The 26,395-nt window shown below is 54.9% G+C and carries 22 protein-coding genes and 3 pseudogenes; 6 read left to right on the forward strand and 19 right to left on the reverse strand.

The features are described 5' to 3' along the window. Window positions 1–24: 24 nt before the first annotated feature. The 5 genes from uvrB to BG910_RS11155 form a co-directional block, all read right to left on the reverse strand. Complete coding sequence (gene uvrB / locus BG910_RS11135) at window positions 25–2,067, reverse strand: excinuclease ABC subunit UvrB (RefSeq protein ID WP_089036899.1); 2,043 nt, start codon at window positions 2,065–2,067, stop codon at window positions 25–27. Between the two features lie 114 nt (window positions 2,068–2,181). Continuing rightward, window positions 2,182–2,667 (reverse strand): 5-(carboxyamino)imidazole ribonucleotide mutase, encoded by a 486-nt coding sequence (gene purE, locus BG910_RS11140; RefSeq protein ID WP_089036900.1) that lies wholly within the window; start codon window positions 2,665–2,667, stop codon window positions 2,182–2,184. A gap of 81 nt (window positions 2,668–2,748) precedes the next feature. After that, complete coding sequence (locus BG910_RS11145; RefSeq protein WP_089036901.1) at window positions 2,749–3,462, reverse strand: tetratricopeptide repeat protein; 714 nt, start codon at window positions 3,460–3,462, stop codon at window positions 2,749–2,751. Between the two features lies 1 nt (window position 3,463). After that, a complete protein-coding gene (locus BG910_RS11150) occupies window positions 3,464–4,132 on the reverse strand; it encodes a class I SAM-dependent methyltransferase (protein ID WP_089036902.1) in 669 nt (222 codons plus the stop codon). A 12-nt stretch (window positions 4,133–4,144) separates the two neighbouring features. Continuing rightward, entirely contained in the window at window positions 4,145–4,330 is a 186-nt protein-coding gene (locus BG910_RS11155; RefSeq protein ID WP_089036903.1) for a DUF3460 family protein, read from the reverse strand. Window positions 4,331–4,569: 239 nt separating this feature from the next. Here BG910_RS11155 and BG910_RS11160 point away from each other — a divergent pair, with 239 nt between their 5' ends. After that, complete coding sequence (locus tag BG910_RS11160) at window positions 4,570–5,907, forward strand: polynucleotide adenylyltransferase PcnB (RefSeq protein ID WP_089036904.1); 1,338 nt, start codon at window positions 4,570–4,572, stop codon at window positions 5,905–5,907. 359 nt (window positions 5,908–6,266) lie between these two features. Here the strand turns inward: BG910_RS11160 and BG910_RS11165 are convergent, their stop codons facing one another. The 6 genes and pseudogenes from BG910_RS11165 to BG910_RS11190 form a co-directional block, all read right to left on the reverse strand. Next, window positions 6,267–6,554, reverse strand: a complete 288-nt coding sequence (locus BG910_RS11165) for a hypothetical protein (RefSeq protein ID WP_089036905.1) — start codon at window positions 6,552–6,554, stop codon at window positions 6,267–6,269. Window positions 6,555–7,046: 492 nt separating this feature from the next. Continuing rightward, window positions 7,047–8,780 carry a DUF262 domain-containing protein gene (locus tag BG910_RS11170; protein ID WP_089036906.1) on the reverse strand — a complete coding sequence of 578 codons (1,734 nt, stop codon included), beginning with the start codon at window positions 8,778–8,780 and terminating at the stop codon, window positions 7,047–7,049. Window positions 8,781–8,810: 30 nt separating this feature from the next. Next, complete coding sequence (gene uvrA, locus BG910_RS11175) at window positions 8,811–11,645, reverse strand: excinuclease ABC subunit UvrA (RefSeq protein WP_089036907.1); 2,835 nt, start codon at window positions 11,643–11,645, stop codon at window positions 8,811–8,813. 203 nt (window positions 11,646–11,848) lie between these two features. Further along, window positions 11,849–12,264 (reverse strand): annotated as a pseudogene (nusB, locus tag BG910_RS11180) (transcription antitermination factor NusB). A 342-nt stretch (window positions 12,265–12,606) separates the two neighbouring features. After that, complete coding sequence (gene ribH / locus BG910_RS11185; protein ID WP_089036908.1) at window positions 12,607–13,089, reverse strand: 6,7-dimethyl-8-ribityllumazine synthase; 483 nt, start codon at window positions 13,087–13,089, stop codon at window positions 12,607–12,609. Between the two features lie 114 nt (window positions 13,090–13,203). Further along, window positions 13,204–13,527, reverse strand: coding sequence for a DUF2185 domain-containing protein (locus tag BG910_RS11190; RefSeq protein ID WP_089036909.1), 324 nt, complete (start codon window positions 13,525–13,527; stop codon window positions 13,204–13,206). 246 nt (window positions 13,528–13,773) lie between these two features. On the opposite strand from BG910_RS11190, the gene rnc reads away from it, so the two are divergent. The 3 genes from rnc to era all read left to right on the forward strand — a co-directional run bounded on the left by rnc (window position 13,774) and on the right by era (window position 16,166). Further along, window positions 13,774–14,493 carry a ribonuclease III gene (gene rnc / locus BG910_RS11195; RefSeq protein ID WP_089036910.1) on the forward strand — a complete coding sequence of 240 codons (720 nt, stop codon included), beginning with the start codon at window positions 13,774–13,776 and terminating at the stop codon, window positions 14,491–14,493. 113 nt (window positions 14,494–14,606) lie between these two features. Beyond that, window positions 14,607–15,212 carry a DUF1349 domain-containing protein gene (locus BG910_RS11200; protein WP_089036911.1) on the forward strand — a complete coding sequence of 202 codons (606 nt, stop codon included), beginning with the start codon at window positions 14,607–14,609 and terminating at the stop codon, window positions 15,210–15,212. A gap of 27 nt (window positions 15,213–15,239) precedes the next feature. Then, complete coding sequence (gene era / locus BG910_RS11205) at window positions 15,240–16,166, forward strand: GTPase Era (protein ID WP_089036912.1); 927 nt, start codon at window positions 15,240–15,242, stop codon at window positions 16,164–16,166. A gap of 89 nt (window positions 16,167–16,255) precedes the next feature. Here era and BG910_RS11210 read toward each other — a convergent pair whose 3' ends face one another. The 3 genes from BG910_RS11210 to BG910_RS11225 all read right to left on the reverse strand — a co-directional run bounded on the left by BG910_RS11210 (window position 16,256) and on the right by BG910_RS11225 (window position 20,056). Continuing rightward, window positions 16,256–17,686: a basic amino acid/polyamine antiporter gene (locus tag BG910_RS11210; protein WP_089036913.1), complete on the reverse strand. Its 1,431-nt coding sequence runs from the start codon at window positions 17,684–17,686 to the stop codon at window positions 16,256–16,258. 138 nt (window positions 17,687–17,824) lie between these two features. Continuing rightward, a complete protein-coding gene (locus BG910_RS11215; protein ID WP_089036914.1) occupies window positions 17,825–18,487 on the reverse strand; it encodes a YceI family protein in 663 nt (220 codons plus the stop codon). Between the two features lie 636 nt (window positions 18,488–19,123). After that, on the reverse strand, window positions 19,124–20,056 hold the full coding sequence (locus BG910_RS11225) for a GlxA family transcriptional regulator (protein WP_089036916.1): 933 nt from the start codon (window positions 20,054–20,056) through the stop codon (window positions 19,124–19,126). 149 nt (window positions 20,057–20,205) lie between these two features. Here BG910_RS11225 and BG910_RS11230 point away from each other — a divergent pair, with 149 nt between their 5' ends. Then, window positions 20,206–21,054 carry an MBL fold metallo-hydrolase gene (locus BG910_RS11230; protein ID WP_089036917.1) on the forward strand — a complete coding sequence of 283 codons (849 nt, stop codon included), beginning with the start codon at window positions 20,206–20,208 and terminating at the stop codon, window positions 21,052–21,054. Between the two features lie 526 nt (window positions 21,055–21,580). Here BG910_RS11230 and BG910_RS11235 read toward each other — a convergent pair. From BG910_RS11235 to BG910_RS11245, 3 genes are all read right to left on the reverse strand, one after another. Beyond that, window positions 21,581–22,306 carry a putative quinol monooxygenase gene (locus tag BG910_RS11235; protein ID WP_089036918.1) on the reverse strand — a complete coding sequence of 242 codons (726 nt, stop codon included), beginning with the start codon at window positions 22,304–22,306 and terminating at the stop codon, window positions 21,581–21,583. Window positions 22,307–22,595: 289 nt separating this feature from the next. After that, on the reverse strand, window positions 22,596–23,165 hold the full coding sequence (locus BG910_RS11240; RefSeq protein ID WP_089036919.1) for an NAD(P)H-dependent oxidoreductase: 570 nt from the start codon (window positions 23,163–23,165) through the stop codon (window positions 22,596–22,598). Between the two features lie 63 nt (window positions 23,166–23,228). Then, window positions 23,229–23,534: a DUF1330 domain-containing protein gene (locus BG910_RS11245; protein ID WP_089036920.1), complete on the reverse strand. Its 306-nt coding sequence runs from the start codon at window positions 23,532–23,534 to the stop codon at window positions 23,229–23,231. Between the two features lie 101 nt (window positions 23,535–23,635). Between BG910_RS11245 and BG910_RS12915 the strand changes: the two are divergent. Beyond that, window positions 23,636–24,436: pseudogene (locus BG910_RS12915) on the forward strand (LysR family transcriptional regulator); the annotation flags it as partial. A 93-nt stretch (window positions 24,437–24,529) separates the two neighbouring features. On the opposite strand, the pseudogene BG910_RS12920 reads toward BG910_RS12915, so the two are convergent. Both BG910_RS12920 and BG910_RS11255 read right to left on the reverse strand, forming a co-directional pair. Continuing rightward, a pseudogene (locus BG910_RS12920) lies at window positions 24,530–24,931 on the reverse strand (phage virion morphogenesis protein); the annotation flags it as partial. Between the two features lie 434 nt (window positions 24,932–25,365). Next, a complete protein-coding gene (locus tag BG910_RS11255) occupies window positions 25,366–26,262 on the reverse strand; it encodes a homocysteine S-methyltransferase family protein (RefSeq protein WP_089037253.1) in 897 nt (298 codons plus the stop codon). Between the last annotated feature and the right edge of the window lie 133 nt (window positions 26,263–26,395).

The following is a 26,395-nucleotide window of genomic DNA, read 5'->3' on the forward strand; positions in this document are numbered from 1 at the left end:
CATTCTAATTTTTAAATTATATAATCACTCCGCCCCAAACAACAATCCTTCCTTAATCCCCCGAATCTTATCCCTCAACACCGCCGCTTCTTCAAACTGCAAATCCCTGGCCGCCTGCTGCATGGCTTTTTCCAGTTTGGCGATTTCTTTAAGCGCATCTTCTTCGGTGTGGATTTCGCCGACTTTAACCTTGCCTTTGCCGCCTTTTTTGGTTTTCAGGCTACCTGAAAGACCATTATTCTCTTCGTGGTACACGCCGTCGATGATGTCTTTGACCTTTTTGTTGATTTGCTGCGGTACGATGCCGTGTTCTTCGTTGAATTTCATCTGTTTTTCTCGTCGGCGTTCGGTTTCGTCGATGGCGGCTTTCATCGAATCGGTGATTTTGTCGGCGTAGAGGATGGCGACGCCGTTGACGTTGCGGGCGGCGCGGCCGATGGTTTGGATCAGGCTGCGGTGGGAGCGCAGGAAGCCTTCTTTGTCGGCGTCGAGGATGGCGACGAGGGAGACTTCGGGGATGTCGAGACCTTCGCGCAGGAGGTTGATGCCGACGAGCACGTCAAAGAGGCCGAGGCGTAAATCTCGAATGATTTCAACGCGTTCTACGGTGTCGATGTCGCTGTGCAGGTAGCGCACTTTGATACCGAGTTCGCTGTAATAGTCGGTGAGCTGTTCGGCCATGCGTTTGGTGAGGGTGGTTACGAGCACGCGCTCGCCTTTTTTGCGACGGTCGTTGATTTCGCTTAGCAAATCATCGACTTGCGTGCCAACGGGGCGGATGATGATTTGCGGGTCAACCAGTCCGGTGGGGCGCACGACTTGTTCGACCACCTGCCCTGCGTGTTCTTCTTCGTATTTGGCGGGGGTGGCGGATACGAAGATGGTTTGCGGCATGATTTTTTCGAATTCGTGGAATTTGAGCGGGCGGTTGTCGCGGGCGGAAGGCAGCCTGAAGCCGTAGTCCACCAGATTTTGCTTGCGGCTGGCGTCGCCTTTGTACATGCCGCCGATTTGGGTGACGGTAACGTGGCTTTCGTCGATAAACATGATGGCATTGTCGGGCAGATAGTCCATCAGCGTGGGCGGCGGTTCGCCTTCTTTTTTGCCGGAAAAGTGGCGGCTGTAGTTTTCGATGCCTTTGCAGAAGCCCATTTCGTAGAGCATTTCGAGATCGAAGCGGGTGCGTTGCTCGATGCGCTGCTGCTCGACGGGTCGGTTTTCTTTGGTAAAGAAATCAATGCGTTCGCGCAGCTCGGCCTTGATGCTTTCGCAGGCACGCAAAACGGTGTCACGCGGGGTAACGTAGTGGCTGGACGGGAACACGGTGTAGCGCCCCACCCTTTGCAGGCTGCCGCCGGTAAGCGGGTCGAACAAATCGAGGCGGTCGATTTCGTCGTCGAACAGGGAAATCCGCAGCGCGCTTTCGGAGCTTTCGGCGGGGTACACGTCAATCACGTCGCCGCGCACGCGGAACGAGCCGCGTTTGAAATCCATCTCGCCGCGTTCGTACTGCATGGAAACCAGCATGGAAATGATGTCGCGCTGCTCGATGGTGTCGCCCTCTTTCACGGAAAGCACCATCTGCTGGTATTCGGTCGGGTCGCCGATACCGTAAATTGCGGACACGGTGGCGACGATAATCACGTCGTTGCGCGTCATCAGGTTTTTGGTGGCGGAAAGGCGCATCTGCTCGATGTGTTCGTTAATCGCGCTGTCTTTTTCGATGAACAGATCACGTGACGGAACATAGGCTTCGGGCTGGTAATAGTCGTAGTAGGACACGAAATATTCCACCGCGTTTTCGGGAAAAAACTCGCGCATTTCGGCATAAAGCTGCGCCGCCAGCGTTTTGTTGTGCGCCATGATGATGGCCGGGCGGCCGCTCTGTGCGATGACGTTCGCCATCGTGTAGGTTTTGCCCGAACCGGTTACGCCGAGCAGGGTTTGGTAAGCAAGGCCGTCTGAAAGCCCTTCGAGCAGGCCGGCGATGGCGGAGGGCTGGTCGCCTGCGGGCGGGAAAGGCTGGTGGAGTTTGAAGGGGGAACCGGGATATTGGATGACTTGCATTTTCAGACGGCCTAAAGGGATGCGGAAAGAAGGAATTATAGCAAAAGGCCGTCTGAAAACTTCGGCTGCGCTCGGTGGGCAGAGTTTTCAGACGGCTTTTATATATTTTGCAGACTATTCCTGCGGCAGTTCCATCGCCAAAACCGCGGCTTCCTGCTTGGCGCGGAAGGCGGCGAGTTTTTGAGCGAGTTCGGCGTTTTCGTTGGCCAAAAGCGAAACGGCAAACAGCGCGGCGTTGGCGGCGCCGGCTTCGCCGATGGCAAAGGTGGCGACGGGCACGCCTTTGGGCATCTGCACGATGGACAGCAGCGAATCTTCGCCGCGCAGGTATTTGCTCGGCACGGGCACGCCCAACACGGGGACGGTGGTTTTGGCGGCGACCATGCCCGGCAGGTGTGCGGCGCCGCCTGCGCCGGCGATGATGGCCTTGATGCCGCGCGCGCGGGCGGTTTCAGCGTATTCAAACATCAAATCGGGCGTGCGGTGTGCGGAAACGACGCTCGCTTCGAATTCGACGCCGAACTGTTTTAAAAACTCGGCGGCGTGCTGCATAACCGGCCAGTCACTGTTGCTGCCCATAATGATACCGACTTGAATCATGTGTTTTCCTAGAGGCGGGTTGGTAGGGGGGGAATGGTTTTCAGACGGCCTAATCTGCTTTCAAAGGCCGTCTGAAAAATCCTAACGCTGCTTGATGCTTACCGCTGCGCGTTTGGCAGCGGGGCTGTCGGGGTAGGTCTGGATCAGCTTGCGCCAAGTGTTTCGGGCAATGTCTTTCTGCTGCATTCTGTATTGGCATTGGCCGATGACAAACAGCGCTTCGGGCGCTTCGGACGTGCCGCGGAAACGGTTGGCTAAACGGCCGGCGGTTTCGATGGCGGTTTCACAATTGCCGAGTTTCTGCTGACTTTGAACAAGTAAAAACATATTGCGCCGCGCGGCGTCGCTGCCGTTACCGCCGTCTGCGCCTTTGAGGGCGGCGGCGGCGGCGGCATAGTTGCCGCTTTTATAGAGTTTGGATGCGTGGGCATACAGGCGGGTTTCGCGGGCGGCAACGGTGTCGTCCGCGCCGACGCCGGCGGCGCTGCTTTTCAGGTATTGGTTTTTGAGTTTGGCATCGTTGATGCGGTAGTCGGCGGGCGGACGTTTCTCCGACGGAATCTTGCCACTGCGCTCAAGCTGCTGCACGCGGGTTTTGAGTCGCTCGATTTCGTATTCCATGCCGGCAAGCTGCATGTTGAGACGGTTGAGCTCGCTTTGCTTACCTGGACGGCGGTAATCTTCGTGTTTGTCAGGCACGGCTTCGGCGCTGTCGGGCGCCGGCGGCGGGAGGTTGGCGCAGGCGGAAAGGGCGATGATGCTGAGCAGAATGGCGGTTTGTTTGATGATGTTCATGTTATTTTTTCATTAACAGGGTCAGGCCGTCGCCGACGGGCAGGGTAATCGGAACGATGCGCGTATCGTGCGGCAGGCTGCGGTTGAAGGTTTTCAAAATATCCAAACTGGGCGGGGCGTTTGCGATGTCGTCTTCCATCACGCGGCCGCCGAGCAGGATGTTGTCGATGGCGATGATGCCGCCGCTTCTGACCAAAGTCAGGCAGCGTTCGAAATACTGCGGGGTCGGCGGTTTGTCGGCGTCGATGAGGGCGAGGTCGTAACTGCCGGCTTCGCCGTTTGCAATCAAGTCGTCCAACGTCAGCAGCGCGGGCTGAAGGTGCAGCGTGATTTTGTGCACCACGCCTGCGGCCTGCCAGCTTTCGCGGGCGAGGTCGGTAAAGGTGACGCTGATGTCGCAGGCGGTAATGCGACCGTGTTCGGGCAGAACGAGCGCCATCGCGGTGCTGCTGTATCCGGTGAACACGCCGATTTCCAGATATTTTTCGGCCTTGATCAGCCGTGCGAGCCAAGTCATCAGGGCGGACTGCTCGCGCGCAATCGCCATTTTGCCCAAGCGGTGTGATTTGGTGCGCCGGCGCAGCTTTTCCAACGCGGGATGTTCGGCCTCGCCGATGCTGTTGAGATAGGCTTGCAGCGCGGGGGCGATGTTGGCGGTGTGCGTGGTCATGCCGTCTGAAAATTAATCTTGGTAATAGGTGTAGGGCTTTTTGGCGACTTTGGCGGCTTCAAAACCGGCCTCTTCTTCGGGCTTGAGGGTAACGTCCCACAGCAGGTTGCGGTTGTCCAAACGCTGCTGCGCGAGCTCGGGGCGCTCTTCGAGCAGTTTGTTTAAAAACTTGGTGGCATCGGATTGGTAGTCATACATTTTCTGTTCCCCAAAACGGTAGTTTCGATGCGGTTTATTATAGCCGATATTTTCAGGCGCGGCAGGGTTTCAGGTATAATGGCGAGCTGTTTCGGCGCGATGCCGCCGTTTTGTTTTTATTGAAAAAACAGGCCGTCTGAAACCTTTGCCGAGTGTTTTTATCAAGAAGACTCCGCAAAGGTTTCAATCTGCGGAACCCGTCAGTTTCAGACGGCCTGATACAAAAAGAAATCCACATCATGCTGAAAAAACTGCTGCGCAAAGTCATGCCCGCCAAAGCAGGCAAATCCAAGCTGCACAAAACCGTCATTCCCTTTTCGCAACACGGCATCCGCGAGGATATGCTGAGTTTTGCCGCCGAAAAAGTCGTCCGCCGCCTGCACGAGCAGGGCTATGAAGCCTATGTCGTCGGCGGTGCGGTGCGCGATTTGCTTTTGGGCGTCGAGCCGAAAGATTTCGATGTCGCCACCAACGCCACGCCCGAAGAAGTGCACAAAATCTTCCGCCGCAGCCGCATCATCGGCCGCCGCTTTCAGATTGTGCACGTCATGGTCGGCCCCGAAACCATCGAAGTCACGACCTTCCGCGGCGGCAGTAACGCGCTGCAAAACGCCCACGGCCGCATCATGAAAGACAACACCTACGGCAGCATGGAAGAAGACGCGCAGCGCCGCGACTTTACCTGCAACGCGCTTTATTACGACCCCATCCGCCAAGAAATCACCGACTTTCACAACGGCGCCGCCGACATCGCCGCACGCCGCCTCGTCATCATCGGCGCCGCAGCCGCCCGCTATCAGGAAGATCCTGTACGCATCCTCCGCGCCGTGCGCCTTTCCGGCAAACTCGGCTTCGACGTCGAAGCGCAAACCGCCGCCCCCATCCCCGAATGTGCAGGCCGTCTGAAACACGAGCCTGTCGCGCGGCTGTTTGACGAAATCATGAAAATCCTCTTCTCCGGCCACGCCCGCGACTGCCTGCGCCGGCTCAACACCCTCGGCGTTTCAGACGACATCCATCCGCTTCTGACCGCGCTCAAAACCGCCGAACAACCCGAAAACCGCATCATCACCCTCGCCCTGAAAAACACCGACGAGCGCCTGCGCCAAGACAAACCCGTTTCCGTCGGCTTCGTATTGGCCGCCGTCTTATGGCCTCGGCTCGAACAACACTGGCAACACTACCGCAAACACGGCATGAAGCCCGTACCTGCGCTCACCGAAGCCGTCAACACCATGCGCGATACCGTCGAAAAAGGCTGGGGCGTACCGCAGCGCTTTTCCGCCACCATGCGCGAAATCTGGCAGCTCCAGCCCCAGTTTGACAACCGGCTCGGCGCCCGCCCCCACCGTCTCGTTGCCCAAGCCCGTTTCCGCGCCGCCTACGATTTCCTCGTCCTGCGCACCCAAACCGGCGAAGTGCCGCAGGAGTTAGCCGACTGGTGGACGCGCTTCCAACATGCCGACGACGAAACCCGCAACCAAATGAGCAACACCGCCCCGCAAAACGGCGACAGCGCCGACAAACCCAAACGCCGTCGCCGTAAACCGCGAAGGAAAAAAGCCGCGGCGGATTAAAGGTTTGAAACACTAAAGGCTGTCTGAAAACCTGAGGTTGAAGTTTTCAGACGGCCTTTGGCTTATAGGGTGGTAAATCAGAATGCAAGCCTGCGCAGATATGGTTAGAACTGCGTAGGGTGGTGTAAACCCACCATGTTTCGAAAAACTGTCAGTCGGGCATTTATGGTTTGAGACGGCATCGGATTGGGGAAGATGCGTGCGTGGATTGTTGCTCATACATACATGCTGCACTTGCTGTATGCAGTTTTGTAGGTCGGGTTGTAAACCCAACGTTTCAGAGAAAGAGGGACTGTTTTGTTGGGTTTGCAATCCAACCTGCGCTTGCTGAAAAAAACACTTCAGACAGGCATTGAACCTCAGCGGCACTGACGCGGGCTGAGCGTGGTAAATTCTTGTCCGTTAGGACTGTACACGCGTGCGGTAACCCCTTTGCCAGCATGAATACGGCAGACGGCGGCAAGGGTAGCATCCAACTCGTATTCGCGCACGGGCAGGCGGGCGCCGCGGGAGACTTGGTGGCCGTCGCGTTCGAACACTTTCACTTCGTAAGTGCCTTGCGGGTAGTCGCTGCCCTGTTCGGACGAGCCGACGGACATACAGGCGGCAAGGGGTATCAGGCAAAGCAGGGCGGATAATTTTTTCATGGCGTTTCCTTAAACAAACCGTTTGGCGGTTCAGTGGTTGAAAACGTTATTGTCGTACAAAAGGCCGTCTGAAAGCAGGTTTTCAGACGGCCTTTTGCGGGGACAGATACAGGGGAACGGATTGGCAGATGTAGGTTGGGGCAGGCTGCTTTCAGGTCGTAATGCCAGCAGCCGCTGCCGTTTCGGAATGCTGACGAGGTCTGGATTCCCGCCTGCGCGGGAATGACGGAATTAAGGCATTGCGGATGGCAAGGCCGTCTGAAACGGTGGTGGGGGAAGCCGCTGTTTCGGGGTGTTTCGGCACGATGGGTTGACACCCATCCTACGATGACAGGCCGTCTGAAAGATGTTTTAGCGAAACTCGCTACACTTGTTTTCAGACAGGCATTGATGGTGGCGTGCGTTTTTTCGTAGGTTGGGTTGTAAACCCAACAAAACCGTTTACCGTTCCGAAATGTTGGGTTTACAACCCAAGCTACGCTTGCTTGCTATTTATAATGTATTGTATAAATAACTTAATTGTGCTATACGCCAAATAGCAGTTGCTTGATCAGCCATCCAGTTTTGCCGTGTCGTTATTTTTTCTGGAGCCCATTCTTGGTTTTGTCTTGCTAGCTGTTTGGTTAATTCGAAATTGCTATTTTCATAAGCATTTCGTTTTTGTGAATATTCCTCTGTACCAAGATCACGGTTGGTTCCAGTCTTCAGTAAAGTCATATTTCCTAAACGGTCGACTAATGCTGTACTTTCTTCATAGGTAAATCCTCCCCAATTATCAGGTGCATTCTGTGGTAGCACATGTTCAATATTAAAGCTATCACTAGAAAAATCATGTTCACTACCCGATACTTGCTTTTCTAATCCGCATAAAATAAATCGCACAATTTTCTTTCCACGTGAATCAGATGTACGAATTGCTTTTTCAGAAAAGTCTGCTTTAAATCGGTTGTCATCAATATAGATTGATTTTAAAAGATTCCATAATTGGCTTAAATTATTTATTTCCCCACTACTGATTTGTTCAGCGGCATTGTTATATACTCGTTCCTGTTCGTTGGGACTATATGCGCCTATTGTGTTATAACGAAGTGAAATAACCATAATAGCACGTAATAATGTGTTGAATTCCGAATCAGTAAATTTCCGCCGTGCAGCTAAAAGCAGAGAAAACGGTTGACGCACGCGAAACATCTTTAACACATTTGCTAAATATTTATTATCTTGAGACCAATCTGAAATATCAGGAGAGGTAAGAGCAAGATAATTATCTAAATCTTCTTCCATACCACGAATTAAAGAAAAAACCTTCTCCCGATCTTTTATATGATTTCGAATTATCTTAAATAGTTCGGATTGCCTAGTCAGTTTATAACGACTGTTCCAATATGTTCTTAAGAAATCCGGAAACTTTTCTGACTGCAAACGGCTTACTATACTTTCCCAACGTTCTTCTAGGGTTCGCAATTCATGTTCAGTTTCTTGGCCTCGATCTAGTACAGAAAATAGATAATTCTTTAATAAATCGGTTGATGATAAACGGACTCCTCGGGCATTCAACGTTTCAAACACCTTATATGCATTCAATTCATCTGTTACTGTAATAACAGTGAAAAATAAGTTATCACTAATATTTTCAACCAGTTGAGCCAGGCGTTGGCCTTCGTTTCCTATGCTGGATTTCAAATAATCGGAAATCCGTTTATCAAACCATTCAAATGCTTTTCGTAAAAGGTGTTCCGATGCGCGGAAGCCACGTTGCGGCAAATGGCCTAAAGGTATCAGATAGGTTTGAAAATACTCGTTATTATTACGGTTAAGTGTTAATTTTGGGCGGGAAATTAGGGTAATGGGATCCAAATAACCAATGTAGGTTTGTCGTATTTGATTCAAACGCTGTGTATTGGCTTCTGCTTCATTACCTAATTCGATCAGTCGTTGAATATTTTTAAGAATCGCAAGGACGATCAGACTAACTGTCGTTAAGCGTTGCTGCCCATCTATAACATCAAATGATTTATCATCAGCTGATTGCAATACTAAATAACCCATATAGTGTGCAGAATCTTCATCTTGTTTAAGGCTGGATAGAATATCCACCCATAAATCTTCCCATTGCTCCACTTCCCAACTGTAATCGCGTTGAAATCGTGGTATACGGTAAGTTAGTCCATTGCCAATTAATTTTCTGAAAGTATTATTTTCAGTTTTAAAATTCGTCGCTGCCATAATGAAGTCCTTTATGATGATAAATTTAGATTATTTTATAATTGATTTCAAGTACTTGCCAGTATAACTTCCCTTAATTTTCGCTACCTCCTCCGGCGAACCTTCAGCAATAATCCGCCCCCCGCCATCGCCGCCTTCCGGCCCTAAATCCACAATCCAATCGGCGGTTTTAATCACGTCCAGATTGTGTTCGATAATCACGATAGAGTTGCCTTTACCTTTCAGACGGCCTATGACTTCGAGCAGCAGGGCGATGTCGGCGAAGTGCAGACCCGTCGTCGGTTCGTCGAGAATATACAGGGTGCGGCCGGTGTCGCGTTTGGAGAGTTCGAGGGCGAGTTTGACGCGTTGGGCTTCGCCGCCGGAGAGGGTGGTGGCGGATTGGCCGAGGCGGATGTAGCCGAGGCCGACGTCCATGAGGGTTTGGAGTTTGCGTGATACGGTGGGCACGGCGTCGAAGAATTGGCGGGCTTCTTCTACGGTCATGTCGAGCACTTGGCTGATGTTTTTGCCTTTGTATTGGATTTCGAGGGTTTCGCGGTTGTAGCGTTTGCCGTGGCAGACTTCGCAGGGGACGTAAACGTCGGGCAGGAAGTGCATTTCGACTTTGATGACGCCGTCGCCCTGGCAGGCTTCGCAGCGGCCGCCTTTGACGTTGAAGGAGAAGCGGCCGACGTTGTAGCCGCGTTCGCGCGAGAGGGGGACGCCGGCGAAAAGTTCGCGGATGTGGGTGAAGAGGCCGGTGTAGGTGGCGGGGTTGGAACGGGGGGTGCGGCCGATGGGGGATTGGTCGACGTTGATGACTTTGTCGAGGTGTTCGAGGCCGCGGATGTCGTCGTAGGGGGCGGGTTCTTCGTGGGCGCGGTTGAGTTCGCGGGCGGTGATTTTGGCCAGCGTGTCGTTAATCAGGGTGGATTTCCCGCTGCCTGAAACGCCGGTGATGCAGGTGATCAGGCCGAGGGGGAGTTCGAGGGTGACGTTTTTGAGGTTGTTGCCGCGCGCGCCGCTTAAGACGAGCATGCGCTCGGGGTTGGCGGGCGTTCTTTTAGACGGCACGGCGATGGTTTTTTTGCCGCTGAGGTATTGGCCTGTAATGGAATTTTCATTTTTGGCAACGTTTTCGGGTGTGTCGGCAATCAGCACGTTGCCGCCGTGTTCGCCTGCGCCCGGCCCCATGTCGACGACGAAATCGGCTTCGCGGATGGCGTCTTCGTCGTGTTCGACCACGATGACGCTGTTGCCAAGGTCGCGCAGGCGTTTGAGGGTGGCGAGCAGGCGGTCGTTGTCGCGCTGGTGCAGGCCGATGGAGGGTTCGTCAAGCACGTACATCACGCCGGTCAGGCCGCTGCCGATTTGGCTGGCAAGGCGGATGCGCTGGGCTTCGCCGCCGGACAGGGTTTCGGCGGAGCGGGCGAGGTTGAGGTAGTCGAGGCCGACGTTAATCAGGAAGCCGAGCCGTTCGGTGATTTCTTTGAGGATTTTTTCGGCAATCTGTTTTTTGTTGCCTCCCAAATTGAGAGTTTCGAAGAATTGGTGGGTTTTGGTGAGCGGCCAAGCGGAAATTTCGTGCAGCGGCTGTTTGCCGACATAAACGTAACGCGCTTCTTTGCGCAGGCGCGCGCCGCCGCAGCTCGGGCAGGCGCGGTGGCTTTGGTACTGCATCAGCTCTTCGCGCACGGTGGCGGAGTCGGTTTCGCGGAAACGGCGTTCCAGATTGGGAATGATGCCCTCGAAAGCGTGGCTGCGGTTGAAGGTCGTGCCTTTTTCGGATAAGTATTTGAAATCAATCACTTCCTTGTCCGATCCGTGCAGCACGATTTTCTGCACTTTTTCAGACAGGCCTTCAAACGGCGTGTTCACGTCGAAATCATAATGCGCGGCCAGCGACTGTATCATTTGGAAATAAAACTGGTTGCGCTTGTCCCAGCCCTTAATCGCACCCGCGGCCAGCGATAATTCGGGGTGCAGCACCACGCGTTCGGGGTCGAAGAAATTCATGTTGCCCAAGCCGTCGCAGGTCGGGCAGGAACCCATCGGGTTGTTGAAACTAAACAAACGCGGCTCCAGCTCCTGCAAACTGTACGAACACACGGGGCAGGCGAAGCGGGCGGAAAACCAATGCTCTTCGCCGCTGTCCATTTCCAAAGCCAGCGCGCGCTCGCCGCCGTGCCGCAGCGCGGTTTCGAAACTTTCGGCAAGCCGCTGTTTTATATCGGCTTTCACTTTCACTCGGTCGATGACCACATCGATATTGTGCTTGATGTTTTTTTCCAGCTTCGGCACTTCGTCAAGCGTATAGACTTCATCGTCCACGCGCACCCGCGCAAAACCCTGCACCTGCAAGTCGGCAAAGAAATCGACAAACTCACCTTTGCGTTCGCGTACCGCAGGCGCAAGAATCATCACACGCGTATCTTCAGGCAATGCCAGCACGTTATCGACCATTTGCGAAACGGTTTGGCTCGACAGCGGCAGATTATGCTCGGGACAATACGGCGTACCGACACGCGCGTATAACAAGCGCAGATAGTCGTGGATTTCGGTTACTGTGCCGACAGTCGAACGCGGATTATGGCTGGTGGATTTCTGCTCGATGGAAATTGCCGGCGACAAGCCTTCAATCAAATCGACATCAGGTTTATCCATCATCTGCAAAAACTGGCGCGCATAAGCGGAAAGACTTTCCACATAACGCCGCTGCCCCTCGGCATAGAGCGTGTCGAACGCCAGCGACGATTTGCCGCTGCCCGACAAACCCGTTACCACCACCAGCTTGTGGCGAGGAATGTCCAAATCGATGTTTTTCAAATTGTGAGTGCGTGCGCCGCGGATGCGGATGGTGTCGTTGTCGTGGAGTTTGCTCATGGGAAAAGGCCGTCTGAAATTATCAAGAAACCAAGCATTTTAGGCTTTGGGACGGGGATGCGCAATGCGGAGGAAATGCGGAAACGGTTTGTCTGGCGGATTTGTGCTTGCAGCCGGCGTTTGAATAGGACTGATGCGGATGCCGGTATTGATAAGGCCGTCTGAAATTTCAGACGGCCTTTTTGTTTTTTTAGATTTTGGCGTTAACCGCGCTTCGGATCATTCGGGCGCAGTTCTGCGGCGAGGCGGTCAAGGATGCCGTTGACGAATTTGTGGCTGTCGGTGCCGCCGAAGGTTTTGGTCACTTCGATGGCTTCGTTGATAATCACGGGATACGGCGTTTCGGGCATGGCGGCAAGTTCGTGGCAGGCGGCGAGAAGGACGGCGCGCTCGATCGGGTTGAGGTCTTTTTCGTCGCGGTCAAGCAGCGGGCGGATGTGCGCCATGTATTCGGCGGTGTTGCTGCTGGCGCCGAAGAAAACAGCGCTTCGTCGGCTTTGTCGAAATCGGCGCTTTCGCGGATGTTTTTGGCGATTTCGGGCGCGGCGGTTTGGTTGAGCATGGCCTGATACAGGGCTTGCACGGCAAATTCGCGGGCGCGGCGGCGTGGGGTTTTCATGGGGATTCCTTTGGGTGAAACAGTTGTTCAGGCCGTCTGAAAGCGGCGGGCTGTTTTTCAGACTAACGAAACTTCAGGCCGAAACTTTTGCAAAAATCAGAAGAATCCGCCTAAAGGCCGTCTGAAACGGCCAATCTTATAACCGACGTCATTCCCGCGTAGGCGGGAATCTGCGGTTAAAAACAGACAACAATATTTTGTTTTAACACAGTTTCAGAAAATCAAATATGGATTCCCGCCTACGCGGGAATGACGTTCGTGAAAATTTTTGTACTGAGCGCAGTCGAAGTGTCAGACGGCCTTTTCGATTTTTGCAACAGTCTCAGGCCGGCCGTCTGAACCTTATTTTTCGTCTTCTTCCGCAAACTGCGCTTCGAGCAGGTGATTGACGAGGTTGGCGCATTCGACGGCGACTTTGGCGGCGTCCGAGGCTTTTTCTTCGATGCGGGCGACGGCCTGTTCGTCGTTTTCGGTGGTCAGAATCGCGTTGGCAATCGGGATGTTGTAATCGAGGCCGACGCGGGTAACGCCGGCGCCGGATTCGTTGGAGACCAGCTCGAAATGGTAGGTTTCGCCGCGGATGACGACGCCGATGGCAATCAGCGCGTCGAATTGTTCGGACGAAGCCAGATTCATCAGCGCAATCGGCACTTCCAGCGCGCCGGGCACGGTGGCGACGGTGATGTCTTCATCGGCCACGCCCAATTCTTTCAGGGTGCGGCAGCAGACTTTAAGCATTTCGCTGCCGATTTCGTTGGTAAAACGGGCTTGGACGATGCCGATGCGCAGTTGGCGTCCGTCGAGGTTCGGGGTGATGGTATTCATTTTAAATCCTTGTTTTTAGAAATGGTTTTTTGTTTTCAGACGGCCTTTGATGTTGAGGCCGTCTGAAAAATGAAAATAAGGAACACGGCGTTCGGTTTGGAACGCACCGTTTTTTCAATCCTGCGGCTGCCAGTCGGCAACGGCCTGAAATGCGCCGTCTTCGCCGGTTTCCCAAGCGCTGCCTTCGGGTTTGGCCAGCAGCGCGGCGATTTCGGGATTGCGCGCGGTAATGTCGGCCACGCTGCACACGGTGAAATTGTCGGGATTGTCGGTGTATTCGTCGCTTTCGTCGCCGCTGAAAAAGCGCCAGCCGCTGTCGTGTTCGAATACGGGGGCTTCGCGGTAGAGGAAGCCGACAGGTTCGCCGCCTTCGGTGACGGTTTTGGTGGCGATGCAGCGGTCGAGCGCGGCAGAGAGGGCTTGGGCAAAAAGGTTCACGGCGTTTCCCGGCGGATAAAATCAGGCACGATTTTACACGATTCGGGCGTTTTCCGCACGGTGGCGCCGCCATCTTGCAATCGCGGGTAGGCGCGGTTTGATGTACAATTCGGGCCGTCTGAAAGCGGTGGTATCGACTTCAGACGGCCTTTTTCAATCGCAGCTTTAAAGTGCTTCGGTATTTGGTTTTTACGGAATCCATAAAGTATCGAAACGCGTTCGGGCTGCCTTTTTGCGGAAACGACGATGAAAAAAGATGCAATCAAAGAGCAGGCGCAGCGGGGCATCCAGCGGCGTCTGGGTTATGAATTCCGGCAGCCGGCGCTGTTGCGGCAGGCGCTGACGCACCGCAGTTTCGGTGCGCAAAACAACGAGCGCTTTGAATTTATCGGCGATTCGGTGTTGAACTATACCGTGGCGAAAATGCTGTTTGACGCATTCCCCAAACTGACCGAAGGCGAGCTGTCGCGGCTGCGCGCCAATTTGGTCAACGAGGGCGTATTGGCCGAAATCGCGCTGGAAATGAATGTCGGCGACGGTCTGTATTTGGGCGCGGGCGAACTCAAAAGCGGCGGTTTCAGACGGCCTTCGATTCTGGCCGATGCGATGGAAGCCCTGTTTGCCGCCGTGAGCTTCGATGCCGATTTTGGCGCCGCCGAAAAAGTCGTGCGTCATTTGTTTGCCGAACGCGTGAAACACGTCAATTTCAAAAACCAGGGCAAAGACAACAAAACCGCATTGCAGGAAGCATTGCAGGCGCGCCGTTTGCCGTTGCCGAAATACCGGATTGACGGGCAGACCGGCAGCGGTTCGGATACCCGGTTCGTCATCTCGTGCGACCTGGGCGAACTCGGTTTCATTACCCGCGCCGAGGGCGCAAGCCGCAAGGCCGCCGAGCAGGAAACCGCCGCCGAAGCCTTGAAATGGCTGGAGCAGAAGTTTCCGATGAAAAAGCCCAAGAAATAAACAAAACCTTTGGAGTTGAGGCCGCGTATGAAATTTTCAGACGGCATCTGGCGAAACTTAAACTCTATGGATTTTACGTTTCAAAACATCGGCTTCATGTCGGGAAGAATCATATGACACTCAATCTGCATGATTTTCATTGGACGCGGCCGCCGAAAGATTTCCATATCGGCGAAGACTGTATCGAAATCACGACCGAACCGCATACCGATTTGTGGCAGCGCACTTACTACCGTTTCCGGAACGATAATGCGCCCGTGCTGCAAATGACGACCGACGAACGCTATTTCAGTTTTACCGTGAAAACGGAATTTCACGGAAGTCATCAGCGGTTCGACCAATGCGGCATTGCGGTTTATCTGGACAGCGAAAATTGGCTGAAAGCCTCCGTCGAATACGAAAACGAACGGATTCAGCATTTGGGCAGCGTGGTCACGAACCACGGTTATTCCGATTGGGCGACGACCGAAATCGCTGCCGGAATCAAAACCATGTGGTACCGCCTGAGCAGGCGCGAAGACGATTATTGCATCGAATGCTCGTTTGACGGCTCGGATTTCCGGCAAATGCGGGTGTGCCATTTATGGAAAGGTGCGGAGCGCATCCGTTTCGGCGTATATGCGTGTTCGCCCGAAGATTCGTCGTTTAAAGCCGTCTTTACCGAGATGGCTTTGACCGAGTGCCAATGGCAGGCACACAACGGCCAACAGCCCGATTAAGAAAACCCAATCCAGCAGAAAGCAAACATGGACATCGAAACCTTCCTGAACAACGAAACCCGATCCGCCGACGGCTATCGCTGCGGCTTCGTTGCCATCGTCGGCCGCCCCAACGTCGGCAAATCCACGCTGATGAACCACTTAATCGGCCAAAAAATCAGCATCACCAGCAAAAAAGCCCAAACCACGCGCAACCGCGTAACCGGCATCTACACCGACGACACCGCCCAATTCGTATTCGTCGATACCCCCGGTTTCCAAACCAACCACCGCAACGCGCTCAACGACCGCCTGAACCAAAACGTCACCGAAGCCTTGAGCGGCGTCGATGCCGTCGTCTTCGTCGTCGAAGCCATGCGGTTTACCGACGCCGACCGTGTCGTGATGAAACAGCTCCCGAAACACACGCCCGTATTATTGGTTGTCAACAAAATCGACAAAGACAAAGCCAAAGACAAATACGCGCTCGAAGCGTTTGTGAACGAAGTCAAAACCGAATTCGAATTTGCCGGACACGAAGTCGTCAGCGCAAAACACGGCCTGCGCATCGCCAATCTGTTCGAGTGCCTGAAACCGTATCTGCCCGAGAGCGTGCCGATGTACCCCGAGGATATGGTTACCGACAAATCGGCGCGGTTTCTGGCGATGGAAATCGTGCGCGAAAAACTGTTCCGTTATCTGGGTGAGGAGCTGCCTTACGCGATGAATGTGGAGGTCGAGCAGTTTGAGGAAGAAGACGGGCTGTATCGGATTTATATCGCGGTGTTGGTCGACAAAGACAGCCAAAAGGCGATTTTAATCGGCAAAGGCGGCGAAAAACTGAAGAAAATTTCCACCGAAGCACGCTTGGATATGGAAAAACTCTTCGATACCAAAGTGTTTTTAAAAGTGTGGGTGAAAGTCAAATCCGGTTGGGCGGACGATATCCGCTTCCTGCGCGAGATCGGGCTGTAGAGTGGGTTTGGTGTAAACAAAGGCCGTCTGAAAGTTTTCAGACGGCCGTTTGATTGATGGTCAAACGGTGGGCAAGGTTTCAGACAGCCTTACGCCCCCAAACTCTCCACAAACTTCATCACTGCCGGCACGGCCAATACCACCAATGCCAGCAACACCGCCTTTTCATAGCCGTTAAACCGCCAGCCACCGTGGTGTTTGCGTTGCGAATAGAGAAACAGCAACACGCCCGGCAGATAGAGCAATACCGAAAACAGCAGGTATTCCGTGCCTGCCGCATAAACAATCCACAGCGAATACAGCGTCGCCGCCGCGCCGATGAGCCTGTATTTCGGCGCGAGCTTTTGCGTAAACGACAGCTTGAGCAGATATGCGCCGACCAGCAGGTAGGGAATCAGAATCATCGAAGTCGAAATCATCAGCAGCGCGCTGTAACTGTTGCCCGTTTGCCAAACCAGAAACAGGCAAAGCTGCACCGTCAGCGTGGTAAACAGCAGCGAACCCTGCGGCACTTCGTTTTTGTTGAGCGGAATAAACGAAGGCGGAAATGTGCCGTTTTTCGCACCCAGATGCGGAATTTCCGTCGCATAAAGCGTCCAGCTCAGATACGACGACAAAACCGACACCATCAGGCAAACCGTAATCAGCACCTTACCCCAGCCGCCGACCATATACGCAAGCACGCCCGCCATCGACGGATTCGCCATTGCCGCAATCTTGGCGCGCGGCAGCACGCCCTGCGCCAAGAGTGTAATCGCCACATACATCGCCAGCGTCAGCGCCACGCCGATGACTGTTGCCTTGCCCACATCGGCGCGGCTTTTCGCGTGTTTCGACAACACCGCCGCGCCCTCGATGCCGGTAAACACCCACAGCGTAATCAGCATCGTGTTTTTCACCTGCGTCATCAGCGAAGTATCGGGATTTTCCGGCGTCGCCAGCGAAGCGCCCGACCAGTCGGCCGCAAACACATCGCTTTTAAAGAAATACGCCGCCAAACCGATAAACAGCAGCAGCGGGAAAACCTTCACAAACGTCGCCGCCAGATTCACGCCCGCCGCCTCGCGGATACCGTGTGCCACCAGCGCATACACCAGCCACGCCACCGCCGACGCCCCGACAAACGAGGCCGTCGTATTGCCCTTGCCGAACACCACCGCATCCGGAGTATCCACAAGCGTACCGATGCCCTCAAAGGCCACCACCAGATAGCCGACGATGCCCACCGTGGTGCAGAGCCAGTAGCCCCACGCCGAGAAAAAGCCCATCAAATCGCCGAAGCCGTCGCGCGCGTAGGTGTAGATGCCGCCGTCCAGATCGGGTTTCAGCTTTGCCAAACAGGCAAACGACACGCCGAGAAACATAATCCCCGCGCCCGTAATCAGCCAGCCGATAAGCAGAGCTTGCGAGCCTGCCGCCGCCGCCATATTCTGCGGCAGGCTGAAAATGCCGGAACCTATCATCGAGCTGATGACCAGCGCCGTCAGCGCGGTCAGGCCGATTTGTGATTTGCTGCTCATGAAATATTCTCCTTTGTTGGTCGAAAGGAAGCGATTGTACGCAAATAAACCGCAGGCCGTCTGAAATTTTCAGACGGCCTGCGGCCTCGATGAAGAAGGAAAAATGAAAAAATCTGATTGTTCGGTTTGCGTTGCTCCTTACTCTTTGCGGGTGAATTCTGCATTAAATGAAACGGGAATCTGCTGGACGATAGAGCTCAAGCCCATTACTTCGACCAGTTTGGCCACGCCTTCGGTCATTTCCATGGCTTTAATATCCAGGATAACCGGGCTCAATGTGCTGACCATAATCTTATCCGCACTGACGCGTTGGGCAGACAAATCGGCTTCAAGGTTGATTTGCTGGCCGTGGATGTCCAACACCAAAGGCTGTTTCAGCTTGAGGGTTTCGCCCAGTGCCAATTTGCTGACTGCATCGACGTCTACTTTCCCGCTGATGCCGGCTTTGGCGAATTTGGCGGTTTCGAATACCCAGTCTTTCAAACGTTGGTCGCGGATTTCGATGCCGGTTTTGACGCTGCTCAAATCCACTTCCATCTTAAATTCGCCCTGTTTGTCCAGCATGGCTTGGCTGGCGGTAAAGCTCGATTGCTCGGTGGTACTGCCGAGCTGCTTGTTGATTTTGCTGCTGAGGAAAGAAATGGTTGCATCGGATACTTCCCAGTTTGCCGCTGTTTGCGGTACGGCCATCATGACTTCGGGCGCATCGGCGGCTTTTGTCGAAGCCGAACCAGAGCTGGCCGGCGAGCATGCGGCAAGGGCGAGTAAAGACGCGGTTACGATAAGTGTTTGTTTGAACATATGATTTCTTTCTTTAAAAGTGAGAGTTTATTCCGCACCTGCACCGGATTTCGGATGTTTCCAGAACGGTAGGCGGCGGGAGGAAAGGTGTTGCGAACTGAATCTGTCTGATTTGACGGACAGCATGAAGAAATCTGACAATTATTTTTAAAAAATTTTTAAACTGTTGTTTTCGGTATGTTTTCTGTAAAAAACCGTTTGGGAAAAATATTCGGACAAAAAAGCGGGATGCCTTGTTTTCAGACGGCATGGCACGGCAGCCGCGGGGCGGTGGTGCTCCGAAAGTTTCAGACGGCATTCATATGTAAAAGAATGCCGTCTGAAAAACGGACGCGGCCGCTGCCGTATCAGGGCAGATATACGGCGGGCGCGGCTGATGCAGGCTGGTTTTTTTCATGCAGGCGCTACAGCCGCCGCTGATTTCGGGCGGGTCATGCCGTCTGAAAAACAGGTTTTGGAAAAAAGCCTGTTTGAAGTTTTTTCAGGCGGCTTTATTTGTGAATCTCATAGAACGCGTGCATGCTTCGGCATACACCCTACTCGTTTGGGTTGAACGGGTTGGGTCGTTTGCAGCGGGTGTCGGGTTACGCCGCAAAAGGCGCGGCTGACCCAAGCTGCGGCTGGCTTTTTTGTTTTTTACCTGCCAAACTGCTTGCGCCACGCGTTCGGCTGTACCTGATAGTAACGGTAAAACTGCGTACGGAACGAAACCGTATTTTGAAAGCCGCAGCGTTCGGCGATTTGGTCGATGGTGAGCGAGGTGTTTTCCAGTAAATCCAGACTGAGTTGCAGGCGCTCTTGGTGCAGCCATTCGAGAAAAGTGATGCCGGTGGCTTTTTTGAAGTGGCGGGTAAAAGTGCTGCGGCTCATATTGGCCTGTGCGGCTGCGCTGTCGGTACTGTGCGGTAAATGCAGCGTGTCTTTCAACGTATTTATCAATATGTTGATTTTCTTGTCTCGGGTTGATTGCGCCAGCGGCCGTTCGATAAACTGTGCCTGCCCGCCTTCGCGGTGCGGCGGTACGACCAGGAGCCGGGCCGCTTTGTTGGCGGCTTTCACACCGTAGAATTTGCGGATAATATGGAGACAGCAGTCTAGTGCCGCTGCTGTGCCCGCAGAGGTAATGATGTTGCCGTCTTCGACGTAGATCGAATTGATGTCCAGCGCCACTTGGGGAAAACGGCGGCGGAAATCGTCGCTTCCCAGCCAATGCGTGGCCGCTTTTTTGCCGTTCAAAAGTCCGGCATAGGCCAGCGCGTACGTGCCGTAACAAAGCCCCACCAGGCATGCGCCGCGTCCGCAGGCGGCCTGAAGCGCTTTGACCGTTGCGGTATCGGGCTGCGTATCTGCGTCTGCCCAGCCGGGAATGACGATGATGCGGCATTCTTCCAAGAGATCCAAGCCGCCGTCGATTTTCGGCTGCATGATATTGTTTGCCAAGGGTTTGCCCGTCGGCGTGATGATTTTAACGTCAAACAAGCCTTCCGATGCATCTTGGAAAGCCATATAAGGAACGGAAAAATGGAAAGGATTGATGTCGGGATAGAGCAGCAGGGCGGTTTTGAGCATGGTTGGTATCCGAATCGGAATCAGGCGGCATGGAAAAATATCTGACCCGATTTTTATGTTTTTTGAGCCGATAGTCAATTATCGGGAGATTTTTACATAGATACAATTCGTTTTATCCGTTCAACCCGATGCAAGAATAAGGAAATACCATGAAAGCCAGTCAAACCATGCTCCTGACCGCCGCACTGCTTGCCGCCGTTCCGGCGATGGCCGAAGTCGGTTACCGGCATATCCGCAACGCAACCGCCAAAATCCACTACGGCGGCGTAACCTTCCTAGTCGATCCGTATCTCGCCGGCAAAGGTGCGTATGCGGGTTTCGAAGGTACGGTCAACAGCCGGAAACGCAACCCGCTGATTGATATGAAATCTTCTCCGGCCGAAATCATCAAAGGCGTGGATGCCGTTGTTGTTACCCATACCCACGACGACCACTGGGATAAGGCCGCGCAGAAACTGCTGCCGAAAAATCTGCCTGTATTCGTACAAAATGCGGGCGATGCCAAAATCATCCGCAGCCAAGGGTTCCGGGATGTACGCGTAGTCGGACAAAACACCGTATTTAAAAATGTACGCCTGAGTAAAACGGGCGGCCAGCACGGCACCGATCAAATGTATGCAGTTCCGCAGCTGGCCGAGCTGCTCGGTGAAGCAATGGGTGTCGTGTTCCAAGCTCCGAACGAAAAAACCCTGTACATCATGGGCGATACATTGTGGAACTACCATGTTGACCACGCACTTGCGCAATACAAGCCCGAAATCATCGTGATGAACACCGGCAAAGCCATGCTGCAGAATATGGAGGGCGGCATCATCATGGGTACGGAAGACGTGGGCAGGGCCTACCGTGCCGCACCGAACGCAAACATCATTACCGTGCACATGGATGCGGTCAATCATGCTACCGTCAGCCGCAACGATATGCGGCGCTATGTGAAAGCCAACGGGTTGGGCAAGCGCGTCGCCGTGCCGGAAGAAGGAGAAGTGTTGAAGTATTGATGCCGGCCGTTCGAGGTACCCGCTTCGCCATTCGAACGACAAAATGCCTGTCTGAAAAGATTTTCAGACAGGCATTTGATGTTTCAGAGGGTCTTTGCGGAGGACAGGCCTGGTATCGATACCCGTCCTGCGGCGGTACTGTTTTCAGACAGGCATTCTGTCTTTCAGACGGCAAGAGGGCCTGAAAAAAAACAGCCGGGCCGTCTGAAAACCCTCACACCATCGGGTTTTCCCATGCGCCTTTGGTATCGGCGCCGGTTTCTTCCGCCAGCTTCTCGAAAGTTTGGATTTCGTCGGCGGATAAAACGATTTTTGCAGCGGCTGCGGCGTCGGTAACGTGGTGCGGTTTGGTTAAGCCCGATAAGCGGCGGCATGCCTTTGGCGATTGCCCGGGTGATGGCGGTTTGCGCGGTTTCGGACGAACCCATGCCGTATACGGCGGCGGTGTCCCAGAGGTGGAGGCCGTACTGCCGTGTGCCCCAAAATCAGGTACCCAATGAGATTTTTGGTAGGTTTTTTTAGGGTGTTACTCCCTGCTTTTTAAAACGTCGAAACGCAGTCCGCCTTTGTTTTGCAGAAGGGCAGGGGTGATTCCGACGGCCTGTTTGGATGCCGTCATGTCCGCGGTCTGTTTGAGGTAGGTTTGAAAATGCGGTGTTAGGCGGTGTGCCTGATAGGCGGCATCGTCGGCGTAGATTTCGAAGAAATACCAGCGGTTGGGCGCGGATTTTTCGGTAGCGGCGTAGATGGCGCGTACGCCGCGCTCTTTTGCCACGGCCTGCGCCATTTCGTCGTGAACGGTGCGGGCGAACGCGGCGGCGTGTTCGGGTTTGACATCGACGATGACGAGGTTGGTGCGGGTTGCGGCGCTTTGCCGCACGGTTTTGTCGCCGAGAAACTGTGACACCAGTTCGATGCGCTTTTTATGGTCGGTCAGAATCTGCGGCGAGGCTTGAAGGAACGCCTTGTATTGCGGCGACTGCAAATGCGCCTGATAGGCGGCATTGTCCGCATAGATTTCAACCATATAGGCCAGGTTCGGATTGTCTTTGCGCTTGACGGAATACATCGCCGGCGTGCCTTTTTCGCCGCCGACCGAGGCGGTGATGTTGCGGCTGCCGATGTCGTCGTAATGTGCGGTTTTGCCGTTTTGGATGCCGAGTTCGAACAGGTTAAACACGGGCGCGGCAGCGGCCGTTTGAACGGTCAACGCGGCGGCCAATGCGGCTACGGCAAGGGATTTTTTGAACATGGCGGGATTCCTTATTTGGAAGCGGTTTTCAGACGTCCTTTCAGGCTGCCTGTTTTGGCCGTCTGAAAGGTTTTGTGGCCGGGCATTCGTGCAGGCTTTGGCTCCGCCTGTTTCAATTTGCGTCAGGCGTAAATGCCAAGCCTACGGTTACGGTGCTGAAAGATTGCAGGCTGCGTCCGGCAATCAGATTTCAGACAGGCATTTTGCTTTTTTCATCAGACGGCCTTTCGGGCTGTTTGAACCGTCTGAAAGGTTTGCAGGCCGGGCATTGATGTCCGGCCTGGGTGTGTCAGTGGTGGCGGCGTGCGGACTTGCCGCGAACATGGCTGCCGAGCGGGGATTGCAGGCGTTCGGTTACGGCGGCCTGCCATTGTTTCAGGCCCGCATCGTCTACGGCATTCGAGCCGTTGAACATCAGCGGTGTGCTGTAGGTCATGCTGGTGTAGTAGGCGCTGGCTTCGAGCGGGCTGAAGACGTCTTCGGGCGTACGCTGGACCAAACCTTCGCGGGTATAGGTTTCCGCTGCGGCGCCTGCGGGAGCGATGATTTGCAGCTCTTTGTTTTCCAGTGCATAACCGCCTTCGCCAAACGCCCAGCCGTATGCCCAGACGGCGTTCATATAGGCTTTGAGCATGGGCGTGAGGTTGAACCAGTGGACGGGAAACAGGTAAACGATGCGGTCGGCGGCTTCGTGCGCGGCCTGTTCGGCTGCGACGTCGATGGCGGCAAAATCGCTGCCGTACATCTCGTCGATGTTGCGTACGGTTACGTTTTCGACGGCGCCTGCGGCTTCGGCCAGCGCGCGGGTGACGCGGGAGTTTTTGTAGTAGGGGTGGGATACGATGACAAGGGTTTTCATTTTGGGAATCCTTTGGGCGTTGGAGGGTTGTCAAACCGGGTTTTTCAGACAGACATCTGTTTTTCAGACGGCCTGTTCCACGCCTTCGACAAACCAGGCGCGGCTTTCGGCGGCGGTGTGGCGGATACCGATGATGGCTTGGTACTCGGGCGATTCGTGCCAGGCGTGCGCCTGTTCCATGCTGTCGAAGCGCACCATCACGATTTTGCCCTCGGGCGCGCGGCCCTCCAGCGTTTCGGCCGCACCGCCTGCAATCAGACGGCGGCCGCCGAATTTTTCAAATGTGGCGGCAACCTGCTGCTGATAGGGTTTCATTGCTTCGGGGTCGTTGATTTTGACGTCGATGATAAAGTAAACGGGTTTGCCCATGTTTTTGCTCCTGTTCGAAGAACGGAAGCCATTATGACGTGTTCGGGCCGTCTGAAAAATCCTATAATCGGAAAAACATACTCAACCGGTAGTTGACAATCATGCAGAAAACCGAAGACTGGCGCTGCATCCAATCCTTTATCCAGGCCGCGCACAGCGGCAGCTTTACCGCCGCCGCCCAACAACTCGGCCTTACCGCCGCCGCTGTCAGCAAAAACGTTTCCACCCTCGAAAAATCGCTGGGCATCCGCCTGTTCAACCGCACCACCCGCACGTTAAACCTGACCGACGGAGGCCGTCTCTTTGCCGCGCAGGCCGCCGAAGCGTTCGAACTCCTGCAAAACGCCGCCGAAAACGTCCGTCTCGCAGCCGGACAGGACAGCGCCGGCAGCGTGCGCATTTCCCTGCCCAACACTGTCGGGCGGCTGTTTGTCGTGCCCCATCTGGCCGAATGGCAGAAGCGTCACCCGCTGATACGGCTCGATTTGGATTTCGACAACCGCCCCGTCGATTTCGTCAAAGCCGGTTGCGACCTCGCCGTGCGCGGCGGCAATATCCCCGATTCCTCCATGGTTTCGCGGGAGCTGGCCGAAATGCCCCTCTGCCTCGCCGCCTCGCCCGACTATCTCTCCCGATACGGCACGCCCCGTTTTTCAGACGGCCTGTCCGCCCACCGCCTCATCGTGCGCCGTCTAGGCACCGACCAACTCATGCCGTGGCACTTCAAAAATGCAGACGGCGGCATCCGAACCTACCTGCCCGCTGCCCCTGCACTCATCCTCTCCGAACCCGAAACCTTGCTCGAAGCCACGCTTGCCGGCTGCGGAATCGCCGAGCTGCCGCTTTACCTCGCCCAAGCCCACCTCAAAACAGGCCGTCTGAAAACCGTTCTGTCCAAACAGCACCACAAAGACAGCGCCCGCCTCGTGCTCCAATTCCGGCGGCAGTACCATAAACGGCCGCGCCGGAATCTTGCTGCCCGGGTGGTTGGCCTGCTTTGCAAACTTGCCGCCAAACCGCAACGCTTTGGCACGTTTAGGGCGGATAACGTGCGCCGCCGTTTTGCCGCCGAAATGGTGGATGGCCGCATAAACCACATTCGTGCCGACAACGGCTTCGTTGCCGGTGCTCGCCTGCGTAATCGAGTTTCTCAGACGGCCTGTCGCCTGCAAAATGCCCGACCCCTTGCGCAGCGGCGGATACTTGTGCGGCTCCCAGCGCGCAGGCCGTCCGCCTGCCTCGAAGTTTTCAATCACGGCGTTGTGCATTATCCGTGCCAAATCCGCCATCAAGGGCTTGGTGTTGCCGATTTTGTCGGCTGCCTCATTCAGACGGCTTTCCAGCTCTTTTGTGTTGATTTTTATTTCGATCATGGGTATATTGCTCTCAATAGCCATAAAACTCGGGTTTCCTACTGGAAAGGTTACGGCCACGTCATCGTGTCGCGTATTATCCTGTTCGAATCAGGCAATGAGTTTTATGGCTTTTACCCCCACCGTGCCCTGCTGGCGCCGAGGGTGAGGGCGGCGGCGGAATTTTTGGCGGAGAAGATTAAAGCGGGAATGGCGGAGCGGTAACGTATCGCGAACCCACATCAAGAAATCTGCTTCGCAGGCTGCGGCTTGCCGTCCTGTATCTTTTTGTTTTGTTTCACTAAAAATGCCTGTCTGAAAAACCGTTTTCAGACAGGCATTTTTAACGGGCTGCATCCCAGATGCCGGAGGACGCGCTGAAGACGTTATCGGGTGCCGAAGGACGGACAGTTCCGTTTCCGATACTTGGCGGGTCGCTTTTTCCGGTTCGGGTGTGGCGCCGTCGCCGTTTATGGTTTTCAGACGGCCTGACCGGCCAACCCGTCCGCCAATACGCGGATGTGTTCTGGGCCGATGCCGCAGCAGCCGCCGACGGTGTCTGCGCCGGCGGCAATCCATTGCCGCGCCCATCGCAGATAGGCTTCGGGTTGGGTGTCGTCGCGCAGGCTGCTGAGTTCGCCGTTGGCGTCGTCGCTGTTGTTGTCTTCCGTCACCAGCGCGTTGGCATAGACGCCGACGCGCATTTTGCTGCCGACGGTGTGGCGCGCGGTGCGTACGGCGGCTTCCATTGCTTCGGGCGCGCTGCAATTGAAGAGCAGGGCGGCGGCACCCAGCTCCAGCGCGGTTTGCGCCGCCTGCGTCGCGCTTTCGCCCGAGCGGATTTGGGGAACAGTGTGCGGCGCGGCGTCGTCCAGCGTGAACGACAGCCAGAACGGCTTGCCGTCGTCGGGCAGTGCGGCTTTCCAGGCACGGGCTTCGGCCAGCGAGGAGACGGTTTCGGCCAGCCAAATATCGGCATACGGCGCCAAGCCCGTTACCAGCGGCGCGGCCAGTGTCGGCGCTTTTTCCGCGTCGAACAAATCGGGGCGGTAGGAGCCGAACAGCGGCGGTAGCGAGGCGGCGACCTGCACGTTCCGGCCGCTCTGTCCGACCGCCTCGCACGCCAGACGTCCCGCCGAGGCGGCCAAAATCTGCGCTTCGTTATCGAAACGCGCACCGATGTGGAAGGGCACGACGGCGTAACTGTTGGTGGTGATGACCTGCGTACCGGCACGGATAAAATCCAAATGTGCGTCGCGCACAGCATCAGGCGCTTCGGTCAGCGCGAGCGCCGACCATTCGGGCTGGCGGAACGGCGCGCCGCGGCGCAACAGCTCGCGGCCCATGCCGCCGTCTAGGATGAGGATGGGGTTCATGGTGTTTCCTTTCGGTATGCAGCGGTTGGCAGGGTTTTTATACGGCATAGGAACGGTTGGTTTTGCCCCGCGCAAAGCGTACCCGCAAAGATCCTGATGCCGTCTGAAAATATTCCTAATTTTTCAGACGTCA

The sequence above is a fragment of the Neisseria chenwenguii genome (genome assembly GCF_002216145.1).
Classification (GTDB): Bacteria; Pseudomonadota; Gammaproteobacteria; order Burkholderiales; family Neisseriaceae; genus Neisseria; species Neisseria chenwenguii.